Source organism: Agrobacterium sp. H141 (genome assembly GCF_057158725.1).
Map to the genome: position 1 here is coordinate 3,160,699 of NZ_CM169893.1, position 14,196 is coordinate 3,174,894.

The window sequence follows — 14,196 nt, forward strand, 5'->3', positions numbered from 1 at the left end:
CATCAGATCTCCGGAAAGCGATAAACGCCCGCCACCCGCCGTCGCCATGCGGGCACAAGGGCCGAGCGAAGCACCGCCGCCTGCTCATAGGCATGAATGAAATGTCCTTCACCGGCCAGAATACCGGCATGCTTGGCCGCAAATTGCGGGCGAAAGCGAAACAGCAGCACATCACCCGGATCTGCCGCCTGAAGACCCGCCACCGGCCTGAACCACCGCTCTGCCGCTTCGATCAGCCGTTCGCCACCACCATGTTCGGCCCAGTCCGCCGCATAGGGGCCCGGCACCTCCGGCTCTTTCCCGTAAAGCGCAAACCACACACCGCGGATCAGGCCGAGGCAATCGCAACCGACGCCCTTTGTCGCCCCCTGATGGCGATAGGGCGTGCCGATCCAGGTCTCGGCTTCGGCCAGTGCCCGTTCACCGGTCGCGCTCATTCGAACAAGGCCCCGCCATCGTGGTTGCCGCTGCCATCGGCGTAGGAATAGGCAAAGTCGCTGCCCGGCACATGCGGGAAGCCCTGGAAGTTCAGGTGATTGGAAAAGCGTGTCCGGCAGGTGGAAAAACTCTTGTCGCAGCCGGCGGTAATCTCGAATGTGTCGCCACTCTCGGGCAAAACCTCCATCGGCAGCCAGAAGCGCAGTTCGATCCCGCCGTCGACGGCTCTTGTACTGTCGATTGCAAGCACAAGTCCCGCATTGGCACCGCTTTCAAAGACCAGTCTTCCGCCATCGAAAAATCCTGTCGAAAAACCGTCCAGTCCGCTCGCAATAATCTGCTCGGGCGCCTCGATCGTCGTTACCGTGCCTGTTGCCCGAAAGGCTGCCAAATTCACCCGGCACCGGCCATCGCCCAGATCGGCATCGCAGCGGCGGTTGTAGACGCGCCCGTTTTCCTGGCCCAGCCGATGCGCAAAACTTCTGAGCTCGGCCGTAAACTGCCCGCCGCCCCGGCTCACCTCGCCAATCTCCTGCACCTTCAACAGCAGGCGTTGGTCGAGCGCTTGCCAGTTGACGATAAAGACCTCGACACGCGCACCGTCATAGCGACCGGATGCCAGATCGCCCTCGGTCATGGCCTCACTGGAAAAACCGCCGGTCACCTCGCTTGGCGGAGCCGCAAGCCCGTCTTCCGCCTCGGTTTCGCTTGGCCGAAATCCGCTCGCGGCCTTAAAAACGGTGCCATCGAAGGCCAGATTGCGATCATGCTCGGTAAAGCCCAGCACCACGCCATCGCGCCGCGTCAGGCGCCAACAATGGCAAAGCGTCGTCGCATCGCCGCCCAGATGAGCCGCCAGATCTTCGGATATCTGTCTCATGGCACAATCTCGATCAGGGGGATGGCTGGAATGCTGCCGGCATTGAAGGCTGCAAGATTCACCTCGATCCGGTCCGTGGCAAAGCGCACAGGCACGTCGAATTCAAAGCCAGCCGTGACCGCCGCGCCCTCAGCCGGAACATGGCCCTCGGCAAAACGCACCATGCCGGTTGCTGCATCGCAGACGAAATTCTCCGCTGCCTGCACCGCGCCGGCCACCGCAACCGACACACTTCCTGCCACAGGTTTGTAAATCTCGCGTCGCCAGATGCCCCCGGCATCGCCATAGGTCTTGGTCAACTGGAACTCGTCGGTCTCGCCGTCACCGGTGCCAATCGCCTGATCGATCGGCGTTACCGCCGTATCGGGTGCAGCCGATTTCCAGTCGATCGGGTCACGGAAGCGAAAACCATACATCTCTCCACCGCGCGCTTCGAAGAATTCGAGCACCGCATAAAGGTCGGCCACCGATTTCAGGCCGGAGCCCGCATCATAGGCACGTCTCGAATTGGCCCAGCGGCGATTGCGGGCCTCGCGCCCATTGGAAAGATTGACAATATCGGTCCGCCTCACCGGCCCGCCGCTGGTCGTCAACGACAGCCGCAACGGAAACCGCACGTCGTGAAAAGCCGTCATCTTGTTCTCCAGAGAAGCCGGAATCTGCGCCGGGCGTTGGCTCACATGTCAGGGACCGAGGAACGCGGCACGGACTACACCGTCTCGGCCCACCCGCATGCCGTCATCCTTTAGAGGCCCGCTTTGGGCTAAAGTCCGCGCTTTCCGCGTGCCACGCTGCGGGCCAGCATGGCGGTAATCTGCCCTTCCGAGCGTCGGAAACTCTCCGCATCGGTGGCCGTTACGTTAAAGACGATCTGCTGGCCGCCGCCGCCATTGCTTTCGACACCCAATGCGCCGTCGGGGCCGCGCTTCAAGGGCAGGATCGCCTCGGCGCCAGCCTCGCCCATCAGCCCGGTGCCGTGTCCCATGGAAAAGTAGGTGGGGGCTGAGACCACTCCGCCATCGGCAAAGGGCGTTACCCGCCCCGGAACGCCCCCCAGCGCATAAGGCGTCACCGATCCGACAAGAGAGCCTGCAAGGCCGGACACCAGATTTCCCAGCGGCTTCAAACCCGCCTGCAGGGCAATGGCGGTCAGGCGATTGCCCAGGCCGCGCAACACATCGTCCAGCCCCTTGCCGCCGCTTGCCGCACTCGACAGCGCCGATGTCAGCGCCCGTCCGAAGGATTGCGACCGCCGCTCCAGATCGTCCAGAACGGAAAGCGCAGCCGTTGCGTCGATATCGACGCCCAGCGAGAGTGTTTCGTCATCCATGTCAGATCCTCCAGGGCGACAGGCCAGGCTCAAGAACCGTCAGACCTGCACCGTCGCCAATATATCCCCGGTGGGAAAACAGCGCTGCTGAGCCTCAGTCTCCCCAAGAGGCAGCCTCACCCATCGGGGAACGCCCGCATCAAATCCTGCAGCGTCGCGCGCCCGATCCGGCCACCTGCCGGCGCAAAGGCGCCTGTCATCGCCGCCAGTTCCATCGGCGTCAATCGCCAGAATACGCCCGGTTTCAGCCGCAGAAGATGGAGCCCGGCATGCAGCGCCGCGTCCCAGGGAAACGGTGCCACATCGTCAGGCTTTCCATCTGCTGCGGCCATCAGGGGGTCCGGCGCAGCACTCCCGTTGCGCGGTTCGCCTGTCCCGGCAAAGGTCACCGCCAGCAGTTCGCCGGCAATCGAGGCAAAGCCCGGCAATCCGCCATCCACCGTCATCACCGCCACATCCTCGTCGTCAAATGCGTTTCCACCACCGCGCAGGCCGGCCCCCAGGATGCGGATCAGGTCGACACTCTTCAGCCGCCCACCGGAAAAGCGCTGACCGAGATCGGCGAGGCTGTCTGCGGCAAAGGCCGTTTCCAGTTCCGCCAGCGCGCCCAGTGTCAGGCAGAGAATACGCCGCTCGCCGTCAATCACCGCCTCCACCTCGCCGCGCCGGCGGTTGGCGCGGTGCATTGTCATCGCGCGCGCCATCACAAGGCTCCAAAGCTCAGCGCACCGGCCGATTCCAGCGCAATCTCGAAGGTCAGTTCACCGTCATGGGTGCCGGAATAGTCAAGCGCCGTCACCTGAAACGGACCGGTCACGGTACCGAAGTCGGGCACCACCACCTGCCAGTTCAGGATGCTGGCGGAGAAGAAGGCCGCACGCACCAGTTCGTCGGAAATTGCGTCCTTGAACAGACCGCTGCCCGACAGCGAGGCACGTTGCACGCCCGTCCCGCCCAAAAGCTCGCGCCAGCGCCCGGCGCTTTCCGCGTCGGTCACATCGACCGTTGCGGCATTGAAAGCCAGCCGCTTCGATCTGAGACCCGCCACCGTCTGATACCCACCGCCATCATCAATCTTCAGCAGCAGGTCCTTGCCCTTTTGTGCCGTCATCTTGGGCTCCCTTGTTGAACCGTGATCGTGATTATTTTCGTCCGGCCGGATCGGACCGAAGGCCTCACTCCAGCACCGCGCGAAACCGCATCTCGGCCACGAACAGAGCCGTCTTGGCCTCCCGTCTGCTGGCTGTGCGCTGATGGCTGAGCGAGATCAGCTGGACATCCTCGAGAAAGAGCTGCGCGTCCTCCAAGCTCGCCCGCACTATTGCTGCAACCTCCTCGGCCTCGCGCCTTGATGTCGCCGACCAGGCCTCGACTGTCAGCAAGACCTCGAGGCCCGGCTCCGTCGATGTCGAATAGTCGCGCGCCCCGGCCTCGCCAATCACCAGATAGGGCATGGCGGTGCGATTCAGCCGGCGATCGTGGATGGCATCGCCGAGCAGCGCTGCAAGGCCTGGCTCTGCCGTCAACCGCGCGTGGATTGCGGTCAGCAGATCATTCACCGGAGCGGTCATTGCCCGTCTCCCTTTGCGTTCGTGGAGGGATCATCCGTCCCGGAGCCATCGCGGCCCTGGCCCGCATCAACCGCCTCGACTCCATCGCGCATTTGCCGCACCCGCCTTGTCACCAGCCGGCGCAGCGCTTCGGCGAGATCGGGTCCCGTCAGGGCAAAGAGCAGGCTCATGGTCCCTCCTCCTCACAACTGAGCACGAGAAAGCGTCGTGTCTCATCGGGATCGTGGGCGCTTTTTACGGCAAACCGTCGCGCGCCTTTCTCCAATCGCATGCCGGCCTGCATGTCGGCGCGATGACGGATCCATATGCGATGGGTCAACGTCACCAGTTCTGCCCCCGCCCGCTCCTCTATGGCGGCAGCCAATGGCACGATCCGCGCCCAAAGCGCTGCCACCGCCTCGTGGGTGACGACCGCCCCGCCCTGCCCATCGCTGACGGCCACGGGTCGCGACAGCGTCAGTCTCGCTGTCATCTCTCCGGGATCGAAGCCTGCCATGTCAAAGCCCCTTTCGCGTGTAGGGTGCCACCAGCCTTGCATAGCCCTCCGGCATGGCCGCCGGCTGGTCGCTGGCAGACACCACGCCGCGATAGGAGAACATCAGCGCCACATGCATCAGCATGGCCCGCTTCAACTCGTCCGGAACATCTGCCCCGGTCTCGCCAAAGCCTGCGGTAAAGTCGACTTCGATGCCGTTCATCGCTCGCCCCGGCGCCACTTGCCGCGGCAGCCAGAAACGGGCCGGCCGGCTCACCCCATCCAGCCACTGTCCATCGAGCGACAGTATCTCCGGCGTGCCGTCCACGTCATAGACCGTCACCGCATCCACCGAGATCACCGGACCATGGGCAATGCGCACGATCCCGTTGACCGGCCAGCCATCCAGATAGAGACGGCGCCCTTGGCTTATCAGGCAAAGCCCGGTCACATGTTCCAGGCAATTGCGCGCCACCGAAATCAGTGCCGTGATCAGTGCATCCTCATCGGCTGCATCCAGGCGCATATGCGCCTTGGCCTCGGCAAGCGTCAGCGGCTCCACCGACGGCGGAGTGATCTGGGCATAGGTCATGGGGATCTCCAAAAGCGCCGCCACGGTTTGCGGCTTTTGCACTATTTTATCGGGGCGGCCTGCCCGCCCTATCCTCTCCCGTGGTGGGAGAGGATAGAAAACGGGGTCATGGCAAAGCCAAGGCGCTGATTGTCCTGGTGAGGGGGTTCAAGCGCCGGCACGCCCTAGGCCGCAAATTTCACCAGCTTGATGGCCTCGAAATTCTGCACACCGCCGCCCACACGTTTGGTGGTGTAAAACAAGACGTAAGGTTTTGCCGAATAGGGATCGCGCAGCACCCGCACGCCGGTGCGGTCGACCACCAGATAGCCGGAGCGGAAGTCGCCAAAGGCAATCGCCAGCGCATTGGCGGCAATATCCGGCATGTCCTCGGCCTCCGTCACCGGAAAGCCCATCAGCGCCGCCGCACCGCCTGCCGTTGCCGGCGGCTGCCAGAGATAATTGCCATCGGCATCCTTGAACTTGCGGATCTCGCCTTGCGTCTTGCGGTTCATGACGAAACTCGCATTCTGCCGGTGAGCCGCCTTCAGCGTGTAGATCGCATCGATCAGCACATCGGAGGGACCGCTTGCCGCAAAGGTGCCGGCTGCTCCCGTCGGCAGAAAGCCGATCTTGCCCCATTCCCAGGCCGCTTCATCGACCGTGTCATAGGCCAGAAATCCCTTCGGCTTGTTCACGCCGTCGCCCAGCACGAAGGCCGTCCCTTCCTGTTCGGCAAAGGCGATATCCACTTCGGCCGAGATCCAGGATTCCACATCCACCGCCGCATCGTCGAGCAGGCCCTGGGTTGCCGCCGGCATGGCGTAGAGTTCCATGGTCGGGAAGGAGAGTTCCGCCAGTTCCGGCGTATTGGTCTGCGGTCGTGCCGCTGTCTCCGCCACCCAGCCCGAAGCCATACCGGCCGGCGCAAAGGGCTTTTTCAACACAGAGCCAGACACCTGCCGCACCGTCGAAAGTGCGCGGATCGGCGAAACCACCGAAAGCCTGCGGCCAATCTCGCTATCGGTTTCATCCGGCACCAGATAGCCGCCATCGCCCGATGTCTGAGCGCTCATCGCCTTGGCCTCGATCTCGCGCAGGCCCAACTCCTCGCCACGGCGGATATAGGCGTCAAAGGCGGCCTTGTGTTCGTCGGCCCCCACAGACGCCGCGCCAGTTCGCCCCAGTCTCGGGCGAAGGCTCTTCAGCGCCATCTGGTCGATCAGCTTCGACTGGTCGTCGATGGCCTTGTTGATGCGCTCCACCTTGTCGCGGGTCACCACATCGGCGGAAAGCTTGGTTTCGATCTGTTCCAGCCGCTCGTCATTGGCGTCCTTGAACGCCTCGAAGGCAATCATGAAGTCGTCGAAGGCTGCCGTCATCGTCTCCGGCATGGCCTTCAATTCGAGCGCCTTTTTATGCGGCACCATCATGCTGTTTTCCATGGTCATCGTGTCATCCCTTGCTTGAATTTCGCTTCTGCCATTGTCCGAGCCGCCCGCCGCATGGCGCGCAGCAGCTCGGTCTCCCTGTCGCGGAAGAACCGCGCATTCTTGACGTTGGAAACGCGTGCCTCGGGCTGCATCGGAAAGGTCACCACCGAGATTTCCCAGAGGTCCGCCTCGAGAATGCGGCGCACGCCCGTGCCTGCCCGGCTCTTGCCGTCGGCCTTGGACCTGATCGCCTGAAAACCGATCGACAGCCCGTCCAGCGCGCCGCTTTTCATCAGCGCCAGCACTTCGCGGGCACGGCCCACGCCCGGCGCAAGCCGACCCTCGACATAGAGCCCGCGCCCATCCTCGCGGATCACCGTCCAGGCGCCGATGGGTTCGGCCGGATCATGCTGATAGAGCATGCGCACGCCAGAGGCCCCGCGCCGATCCAGCGACCGGCGAAAAGCCCCCGGGGCAATCACGTCGCGCCCCAGATCGACCTCTCCGAAAATGCTGGCATAGCCCGAAAACCGCCCGTCCCCCGCCACGCCCTGCAATGTCAGGTCGGCATATTTTTGGACAAGCGAAAGCCGCCCGTTAAACAGGGTCATGAAGTCTCTCCCGATGGAATGAATGACTGTCGAAAGGAAACGATGTTCCTTGCCCGATCACGGGACGATGCTGTGCGAGGGGCGGATGATGATCCGTCTCATCCCGTCATGCCGGGCGTCAAGGACAGGGTGTCACCCGCCCTTGCCGCTCCATTTGCCGGCAATACGGGCCAGCGCCCCCAGCGCCCACCAGGCACACAGGCTTGCCGCCGCCGATCCCATCAGCACAACTTCGCCGCGTCCCATGATGGCTGCGAGATCGAGGCGCACCGCCAGCCAGATGCCGGTCGGCCCGCCGAAGACAAGACCGCAGGCGACACCGGTCAGAAACCGTGTCGCGGCCTCGCGTCGTCCATGGGGCAACAGATAGGCAAGCGAGATCGCAGAGCCTGCCACCGCCCCCGCCAGCCGCGCCGTCCACAACCCGCCATCATGGGAAAAGTCGGTCATCGTCTTCATTCTCCAGACTCAAATTGAAAATCCGAATAGCCGGAAATGCTCTTCAAGCGATCACTAACAAAAACGTGGTTTGAATCGCTTGGGGCCGACAGCTGACATGCGTGTTGCGAGACTTGATATCTTGATTCAACACGCCGCCGAATGGCGACAATGAATCCAGTGCTTCGCCAATAGCAGCTCCACGGTCATCAGCTTCAGCTGTCTTCAGCGCCATAGCCCACCGCCTCGCGCTTCTCCTCGTCGCTGAGGAAATCCGCCTGCCCCAGCCGCGTCCACAGGGCATCGCGTTCGAGGCTCAGCCCCGGCGCCTGGTCGAGATCCGGCTCAAGCCGCAATTCCTCGTCATAGAGCCTGGACAAAAATCCGGAAAAGGCGCTCGCCGTGCGGTTGAGCAGCGGCAGCACTGTCAGGCGAAAGAAGGCGCGGTTGGCCTCCTGGTAATTGGCATAGGTATTGTCGCCGGGAATGCCCAGAAGCATGGGCGGCACACCGAAGGCCAGCGCCACGTCGCGCGCGGCCCCGTTCTTGGCCTCCATGAAATCCATGTCGCGCGGGGAAAGCCCCATCGCCTTCCAGTCGAGCCCGCCTTCCAGCAACAGCGGTCGCCCTGCCCGCATCGGGCCGGAATAGCCATCGTCGAGTTCAGCCTTCAGCCGCTCATATTGATCGACCGTCAGATTGCCGCCCTCCTTGGGCTGGTAGACCAAGGCCCCGGAGGGCCGTGCGGAATTGTCGAGCAGCGCCTTGTTCCAGCGCGTGGCGGCATTGTTGAGATCGAGCGCCATGCGCGCTGCCGCCAGCGGCGGCAGTCCGGAATGGTCGTCGAGCGGATGGAAGAGTTTCAGATGCAGCAGCGCCGCATCGCCGTCTGCCGCGATCCGTCGCGCCGCACCGCTCACGCGATAGTCATAGCCGACCGGCCAGCCGTCCCGTCCTTCCACCACGCTCACCCGGTCCGGCCTGAGCAAATGGAGTTCGGCCACCCGGCTCCCCAGCATCACCGGTTCCACATAGGCATTGCCCGACAAAAGCAGATGCCCCGTCAGCGCCTCGAAGAAATCCGGCCCGCTCACCCGCCCGTTCGGCTGGCGCATGAGCGACAGCGCGCCATGCGTCTCCCGCTCGGTTCCGTCCTGATAGAGCAACCAGGGGATCGCCGCGCCGGCTTCCGCAATCAGCCGCACGCAGCGATGTACCACCGGATTGCCCATGAAGCCTTCGCGCGACAGCGCCGCATAAGACCCGACCGTCCAGCGCGCCTGACCTTCGCCGGCAATCAGCGCAAGGGGTACTGCGGCCTTGGTATCCGGCGGCGACGGATAGGCTGCCGCGCGCAGGCCCGGCAAGCGAAACGGGAGTTTCATCGGCTAGTCCTTTCCAGAAATCATGCGTTTGGACGGGCATCGTCGCCAGCGAGCGGTCACGAAGCTCACCGCTGAAGCGCTGCCCCAAACGACCGGCCATATCCGGCAATCGCCTCTGCCCGGTCGCGTCCGTTCACGATCGCCCGCGCACCTGTCCAGTCTTCCCGGTCACGGCTAAAATAGGCCGCCAGCCGTCGTCCGGTAAAAAGCCCCTCGGTCATGCCGAAAAAGAGAATGCGCACCGCAACGTCCATGCGAAGAGCAAGGCCGGGATCGGCCACCAGATCCAGACCGATCGCCCGGCCCAGCCGGTCGTAATTCGCCTTGTGGGTGATCTGTACCAGCCCCCGCCCGAACCAGCATTTGCCGTCTCGGTCGGCGCGCCAATAGGGCGTCGTCACGCTCGGCAAGCGTCCGCTGGCAAAGGCCTCATCCAGCCGCGCCACGGTCTGTGCATCGCTTCGTCCATATGCCTCGCGAAGCGGCCGCATGGTAAATCCCGTCTCGTGAAAGACGGTCGCCAGCATATAGGCAAGCCAGCGGCGGTCGCCCTGCGGCAGCGCATCTTGCCAATGGTCGAGGATCGCATTCATCCCGTCCACCTGGCCCTGGCCCAAGCGACCGTCAAACGGATCGGCGCGTACCGCGGAAAAGAATCGCTTCCGGTCGATTTCCATCACCCGGCTCCCATTGTTTCAAGGCACTGTTTCACGGCTTCGAATGCGGCGCCTGGCCGACCATTTTGCGGCCGCGCCAGGACAGATTGTGAATAAGTTGAGATCTAAATCGGTTTAAATAAATTCAATCGTTTAAGGTGGTTAGGCGGCGTATTTACAATCCTTTAACGCTGTGGAACCTTCCACCTCAGAGATCGTTTCATAGCCGGTCCACACAGCAAGGAGCGCCATCATGGAAGTGAAAGTGTCGAGCCAGACCAAGGTTCCCGCCAACACCAATGCCATCCCCGCCCACATCATTGAGCGCATGGAAGCCGAATGGCGCCAGATGCGGCAGCCCCAGAAGCAGTCCGCGTCCGGCTATTCTTACGCGCCGAGCTATTCGCCGAAATAATCCTGTTCGAAAGAACGAGGAGCCAGGGCCGGTCCTTCGCAAGAAGGCCGGCCTTTTTATTGGGCTGGATCATGCAGGACATTTGCTGAAACGACGCTAGACTGGCCTCCGTTCGCAAAACTGTTCGAGAGCCAAGCCATGCGTTTCGTCAATCCCATACCCTTCGTCCGCGATATCGCGCTGTCCCTACATTTTTACCAGAACGTCATCGGCCTGAAGCTTCGCGAGGACTTTGGCAATTTCGTTCTGTTTGAAGGCGGCTTTGCCATTCACGAGGGACAGTCACTGACCCAAACAGTCTGGAAAAAACCAGCCTCAATGCGTGAAACCTACGGGTGCGAAAACCTTCTTCTATACTTCGAGCACGACGACATAGACGCGGCATTTACGTCCATTGCCCCCCAAGTGGACCTCATCCACCCGGTAGAGCAGCAGGCCTGGGGGCAGCGTGTTTTCCGCTTTTATGACCCCGACAGACACGCAATCGAAATCGGCGAGCCCCAAGCGCTTTAGCCGTCCTCGTCTTATGGCAATCCAAAATCTCCGCCTTGCCAAAGCCACCAACGCCACCGCTTGGCACGCCCGCACCGTCGGCGTATGCCTTGGCATCTGTGCAACGACATCGAAAGAGCAGCGGCCGTCATGAGCGATCCATCCAACCTTCTGGCCGAGATTCGCGCCCTCGAGCAGTCTCTTCACCAGCCGGAGATCCGCACTTCACGCGATGCGCTGGACGCCCTGCTGGCGCCCGACTTTGTCGAGTTCGGCGCATCGGGCACCGTCTATCACCGCGCCGGGATCATCGAGCTTTTGCTTGCAGAAGATCCCGACGAGACTTCGGGCGAACTCCTCACCGACACTTATGTCCTGACAGCCATTTCGGCTGATGCAGTGCTGCTGACCTATAGAACCATCCGCCGAAGCGCCGACGGATCGGAGCGCTGCGCCCTGCGCAGTTCCATCTGGAAACAGAATGGCGCGCGCTGGCAGATGCTGTTTCATCAAGGGACGCTTGTTCCGACAGGTTCGAACGCCGATTGAGCAAAGGCCCAAACTCTCCTCTGTCCAGCCTTGCCCCTTCCCCTTGTGGGGAGGGGATTGGGGTGGAGATTTTCATCTGCAACACAGGCCCGCTCTTTATCTGAACGGCGATTTTCAGTAGGCAGGGCACCCGGATCGCAGATCCTCACACCTCTCTTCATCCTCAACCTGCAGACCACCTGCCGAAACGCATTCGGAATAAATCGATGGACACGTGGCCCGGAGCGCCAACGACAAAGCCAAAGGCCAGATGGAAGGCCTATCTCTATTTATCGGTGCTCCTGATCGTCCTCATGCCGATCCTCGCCAAGGTGTTCGGCTTTGCCTTCATTCCCGCACCGGACTGGCTGGCGCTTGCCCACCTGCCCGGCCTTGTCACCGGCGTCGTCTTTGCGGCCTTGATGCTGTGGTTGACGATCAGCGCCCGGCACCGCCTCGGCGGAGGCTGGTTCAAGACCGGCATCACCATCTTGATGTCGCCGCTGTTCGGGTTCTGGATCGGCTATGTCCTCGTGGTCGTCAGCGGCCCGATGCTGCTTGCCGTCGTCGCCGGCCATGAAACGCAACTCAACCTCACCGTCTCGCGTGCCGATCGCAGCGGTTCCAGCCGTTGCCGCACGCCGGTCGAATTCGAGGGACTGATTTTCGCGTTCGACCGCGTCTGCGACATTCCCGATGATTTTCGTCAGCTGCTCGCGCCCGCAGACCCATTGACGGTCGTCGGTCGCGGCACACGCTTCGGTCTCATTGCCGAACGCCTGCGTCTCCACAACTAGGCCCCACGGTGTGCGGCCGCCTTCACATCCCCCTCACCCGCGGCTCGCCACCGCGATCCAGCATCAGCGCCGTCAGCGCCCAGACCAGTGCGTCCAGCCGGTCGGGCGAACGGCCGGAGGATAATCCGTCGGGGCCGAAGTCGCACATCTGGTCTTCCAGATCGGCAAACCGTCCGGCATGGACCACCCTTGCCTGCTCGTAGAGGGCTGCCACCGGTTCGGCGCGCAGGAACTTGCCGCGCATCGCCCTTACCATTGTCACCGGCAGTCCGGCCTCCACGCTGCGCAGCACTTCGGCCACCATGGCCCCGCCCTGGTTGACCTCGGCAATGACACGATCGGCCTCGAAGCGATGATAAAGCCGTGCCACGGCCCCCGCCCAGCCGGCGGGGCTGCGGCCCGATACCGAACCATCGGCAAGCACCACGGCTCGCCCGCTTTCCTCCAGCCCCGCCGCCACGATCCCGCAGCAGGACAAGGCGCCGGTGCCGGAGGGCGGGTCGACGCCGATCACGATCCGCTGCAACGGGCCATGGGCCTTCACCACCAGCGCCTCCAGCCGGTCGCGCCGCCACAGGGCGTCCTCGCGATCCTCGATCAGTTCGCCGTCCAGCTCCTGGCGTCCGAGCCGCGATCCGGCATAGCGGGCCTCCATGGCGGCAATAAAATCCGGGGAGAGGTGGTCGCTGTTGGAGCGCGTCGAAATCCGTGTCACCACGGTCGCGGCATCGGCCATCAGCCGTTTGACCAGCGGCACCGGGCGCGGCGTGGTGGTGGCCAGCAGGCGCGGCGCCTCGCCCAGCCGCAATCCGAATTGCAGCATGTCGAAGGTCTCTTCGGCATATTTCCATTTGGCCAGTTCATCGCACCAGGCGAAGTGAAATTGCGGACCGCGCAGGCTTTCGGGATCTTCGGATGAAAACAGCTGTGCCACCGCGCCATTGGGCCAGACCAGCCGTCGCCGCGAAATCTCCACCTCGGGGCGACGCCAGCGCGCCACCCGGCAGATACCGGACAAACCGTCCAGCATCACCTCGCGGGCATCGCCCAGGGTCTCCGCCACCAGCGCGATCCGCAGGTCGGAGCGCTCGGCCCGGCTTGCCAGAGAATGCACCCATTCCGCACCGGCCCGCGTCTTGCCCGATCCGCGACCGCCCATCAGCAGCCATTGCCGCCAGGCGCCTGTCGGCGCCATCTGGTCTGCCCGCCCCAGCAAGCGCCAGTCCGACCCGATCCGCAGCGCTGCCGCCCGCGACACCGGCTCGCCGAAAAGCGCCAGTCCCGCCGCCCCGTCCGACGACGCCGCGTTCAGCGCCGGCGTCCCGTTCCAGTTCCCCGCCTCAGGGGAGGCTGCGTCGGCAGGCGGATGAGGGACAGGCTCGACCTCAGAGAGACAGTCACCGACACCCTCGCCTTCATCGGCAAGCGCGCCGTCGCTGCCCTCAACCGCCTCACACCGTCGCGGCTGTCGCCTCTCCAGCCGCGTCGGCACCACCAGCCACACCGTGCCTTGCGCCACCGGCCAGAAGCCCGCCACCATCGCCGGGGGAAGCGGCCAGCCAGAGCCTTGCGCGTTCCCGCGCTCTGGCGTCGATAAGAGCCTCGATCCGGGCGCGGATATCGGCATCGCTTTCCTCCTCGCCAAGCTCCGCAGCCTCGGCGCGGTCTCGTGCCAGTTGCCGCTGCAAGGCGTCGATCTTTTCCAGCGTGCGCACGATCGCCTGCATGGCATCGGTCACCGCCTTCAGGTCGCCGCGCGCTGCCTTGGCCGCTGTCCCATCCGGCTCGCCGCCCGCCTGTCCTTCGGCCGACAGCCAGCCCTGCGCTGCCGCCCGCAATTGCCGGTGCAGGTCAAACTGGTCGCGCATTTCCGCGGTCAGGTCGTTCAAAAGCACCACCAGCGCGTCGCGCTCGCTGCGCGTCGCCACCGACTTGATTTCCAGCGCCTCGAACAGCGAAACATCCGGCGCAAGCGACACCTCTTGCGCCTGCACGGGCCACGGCCCGAACAATGCAAGGTCCACCCGCCCCGGATCGAAAGGATCCGGATCGCTCATCACGCACTCCGCTCAACGAAAAAAGCGCCACCCACAGGCAGCGCCATCAACCGCACCCCGTCAAAAGGGCGCTCGCAAAAGCCAAAACAGCCTGCCGGTATCAGCCCCGAAAGGCCACC

The 14,196-nt window shown here is 63.5% G+C and carries 22 protein-coding genes and 1 pseudogene; 4 read left to right on the forward strand and 19 right to left on the reverse strand.

Translation table 11 applies throughout. From position 1 onward, the window contains the following. Positions 1–2 precede the first annotated feature (2 nt). From ACWPM9_RS14750 to ACWPM9_RS14830, 17 genes and pseudogenes are all read right to left on the reverse strand, one after another. Complete coding sequence (locus ACWPM9_RS14750; RefSeq protein WP_484755604.1) at positions 3–437, reverse strand: NlpC/P60 family protein; 435 nt, start codon at positions 435–437, stop codon at positions 3–5. Beyond that, positions 434–1,318, reverse strand: coding sequence for a DUF2163 domain-containing protein (locus tag ACWPM9_RS14755; protein WP_484755605.1), 885 nt, complete (start codon positions 1,316–1,318; stop codon positions 434–436). Before ACWPM9_RS14755 ends, ACWPM9_RS14750 begins: the two co-directional genes overlap by 4 nt. Then, positions 1,315–1,953 (reverse strand): phage distal tail protein, Rcc01695 family, encoded by a 639-nt coding sequence (locus ACWPM9_RS14760; protein WP_484755606.1) that lies wholly within the window; start codon positions 1,951–1,953, stop codon positions 1,315–1,317. The genes ACWPM9_RS14755 and ACWPM9_RS14760 overlap by 4 nt, the downstream gene beginning before the upstream one ends. 128 nt (positions 1,954–2,081) lie before the next feature. Beyond that, complete coding sequence (locus tag ACWPM9_RS14765) at positions 2,082–2,648, reverse strand: phage tail tape measure protein (RefSeq protein ID WP_484755607.1); 567 nt, start codon at positions 2,646–2,648, stop codon at positions 2,082–2,084. Positions 2,649–2,764: 116 nt separating this feature from the next. After that, positions 2,765–2,980, reverse strand: a complete 216-nt coding sequence (locus ACWPM9_RS14770) for a rcc01693 family protein (protein ID WP_484757660.1) — start codon at positions 2,978–2,980, stop codon at positions 2,765–2,767. A 3-nt stretch (positions 2,981–2,983) separates the two neighbouring features. Next, a pseudogene (locus ACWPM9_RS14775) lies at positions 2,984–3,352 on the reverse strand (gene transfer agent family protein); the annotation flags it as partial. Continuing rightward, positions 3,352–3,759 carry a phage major tail protein, TP901-1 family gene (locus ACWPM9_RS14780; protein ID WP_484755608.1) on the reverse strand — a complete coding sequence of 136 codons (408 nt, stop codon included), beginning with the start codon at positions 3,757–3,759 and terminating at the stop codon, positions 3,352–3,354. The pseudogene ACWPM9_RS14775 and the gene ACWPM9_RS14780, both read right to left, overlap by 1 nt. Before the next feature lie 64 nt (positions 3,760–3,823). Further along, the gene (locus ACWPM9_RS14785) at positions 3,824–4,219 is read right to left on the reverse strand and encodes a DUF3168 domain-containing protein (RefSeq protein ID WP_484755609.1); all 396 of its coding nucleotides are present in this window, start codon (positions 4,217–4,219) and stop codon (positions 3,824–3,826) included. Beyond that, positions 4,216–4,389, reverse strand: coding sequence for a hypothetical protein (locus ACWPM9_RS14790; RefSeq protein ID WP_484755610.1), 174 nt, complete (start codon positions 4,387–4,389; stop codon positions 4,216–4,218). The genes ACWPM9_RS14785 and ACWPM9_RS14790 overlap by 4 nt, the downstream gene beginning before the upstream one ends. Further along, complete coding sequence (locus ACWPM9_RS14795) at positions 4,386–4,715, reverse strand: phage head closure protein (RefSeq protein WP_484755611.1); 330 nt, start codon at positions 4,713–4,715, stop codon at positions 4,386–4,388. The genes ACWPM9_RS14790 and ACWPM9_RS14795 overlap by 4 nt, the downstream gene beginning before the upstream one ends. A 1-nt stretch (position 4,716) precedes the next feature. Further along, positions 4,717–5,286: a head-tail connector protein gene (locus tag ACWPM9_RS14800; protein WP_484755612.1), complete on the reverse strand. Its 570-nt coding sequence runs from the start codon at positions 5,284–5,286 to the stop codon at positions 4,717–4,719. Positions 5,287–5,450: 164 nt separating this feature from the next. Further along, a complete protein-coding gene (locus ACWPM9_RS14805) occupies positions 5,451–6,716 on the reverse strand; it encodes a phage major capsid protein (protein ID WP_484755613.1) in 1,266 nt (421 codons plus the stop codon). Further along, on the reverse strand, positions 6,713–7,309 hold the full coding sequence (locus ACWPM9_RS14810; RefSeq protein ID WP_484755614.1) for an HK97 family phage prohead protease: 597 nt from the start codon (positions 7,307–7,309) through the stop codon (positions 6,713–6,715). Before ACWPM9_RS14810 ends, ACWPM9_RS14805 begins: the two co-directional genes overlap by 4 nt. 132 nt (positions 7,310–7,441) lie before the next feature. Continuing rightward, positions 7,442–7,759 (reverse strand): DUF6107 family protein, encoded by a 318-nt coding sequence (locus ACWPM9_RS14815; RefSeq protein WP_484755615.1) that lies wholly within the window; start codon positions 7,757–7,759, stop codon positions 7,442–7,444. 52 nt (positions 7,760–7,811) lie between these two features. After that, positions 7,812–7,982, reverse strand: a complete 171-nt coding sequence (locus tag ACWPM9_RS14820; RefSeq protein WP_484755616.1) for a hypothetical protein — start codon at positions 7,980–7,982, stop codon at positions 7,812–7,814. Continuing rightward, a complete protein-coding gene (locus ACWPM9_RS14825) occupies positions 7,963–9,132 on the reverse strand; it encodes a phage portal protein (protein WP_484755617.1) in 1,170 nt (389 codons plus the stop codon). Before ACWPM9_RS14825 ends, ACWPM9_RS14820 begins: the two co-directional genes overlap by 20 nt. Positions 9,133–9,197: 65 nt before the next feature. Then, the gene (locus ACWPM9_RS14830) at positions 9,198–9,809 is read right to left on the reverse strand and encodes a glycoside hydrolase family 19 protein (protein ID WP_484755618.1); all 612 of its coding nucleotides are present in this window, start codon (positions 9,807–9,809) and stop codon (positions 9,198–9,200) included. 232 nt (positions 9,810–10,041) lie between these two features. Between ACWPM9_RS14830 and ACWPM9_RS14835 the strand changes: the two genes are divergently transcribed. The 4 genes from ACWPM9_RS14835 to ACWPM9_RS14850 all read left to right on the forward strand — a co-directional run bounded on the left by ACWPM9_RS14835 (position 10,042) and on the right by ACWPM9_RS14850 (position 12,020). Then, positions 10,042–10,203: a hypothetical protein gene (locus ACWPM9_RS14835; RefSeq protein ID WP_428185377.1), complete on the forward strand. Its 162-nt coding sequence runs from the start codon at positions 10,042–10,044 to the stop codon at positions 10,201–10,203. Between the two features lie 138 nt (positions 10,204–10,341). Beyond that, complete coding sequence (locus tag ACWPM9_RS14840; protein WP_484755619.1) at positions 10,342–10,716, forward strand: VOC family protein; 375 nt, start codon at positions 10,342–10,344, stop codon at positions 10,714–10,716. A 129-nt stretch (positions 10,717–10,845) separates the two neighbouring features. Continuing rightward, a complete protein-coding gene (locus tag ACWPM9_RS14845; protein ID WP_484755620.1) occupies positions 10,846–11,244 on the forward strand; it encodes a nuclear transport factor 2 family protein in 399 nt (132 codons plus the stop codon). Between the two features lie 206 nt (positions 11,245–11,450). Continuing rightward, the gene (locus tag ACWPM9_RS14850; RefSeq protein ID WP_484755621.1) at positions 11,451–12,020 is read left to right on the forward strand and encodes a hypothetical protein; all 570 of its coding nucleotides are present in this window, start codon (positions 11,451–11,453) and stop codon (positions 12,018–12,020) included. 22 nt (positions 12,021–12,042) lie between these two features. On the opposite strand, the gene ACWPM9_RS14855 is transcribed toward ACWPM9_RS14850, so the two are convergent. Then, the gene (locus ACWPM9_RS14855; protein ID WP_484755622.1) at positions 12,043–13,560 is read right to left on the reverse strand and encodes a DNA-packaging protein; all 1,518 of its coding nucleotides are present in this window, start codon (positions 13,558–13,560) and stop codon (positions 12,043–12,045) included. After that, positions 13,472–14,077, reverse strand: coding sequence for a hypothetical protein (locus ACWPM9_RS14860; RefSeq protein ID WP_428185382.1), 606 nt, complete (start codon positions 14,075–14,077; stop codon positions 13,472–13,474). The genes ACWPM9_RS14855 and ACWPM9_RS14860 overlap by 89 nt, the downstream gene beginning before the upstream one ends. Positions 14,078–14,196: the final 119 nt, after the last annotated feature.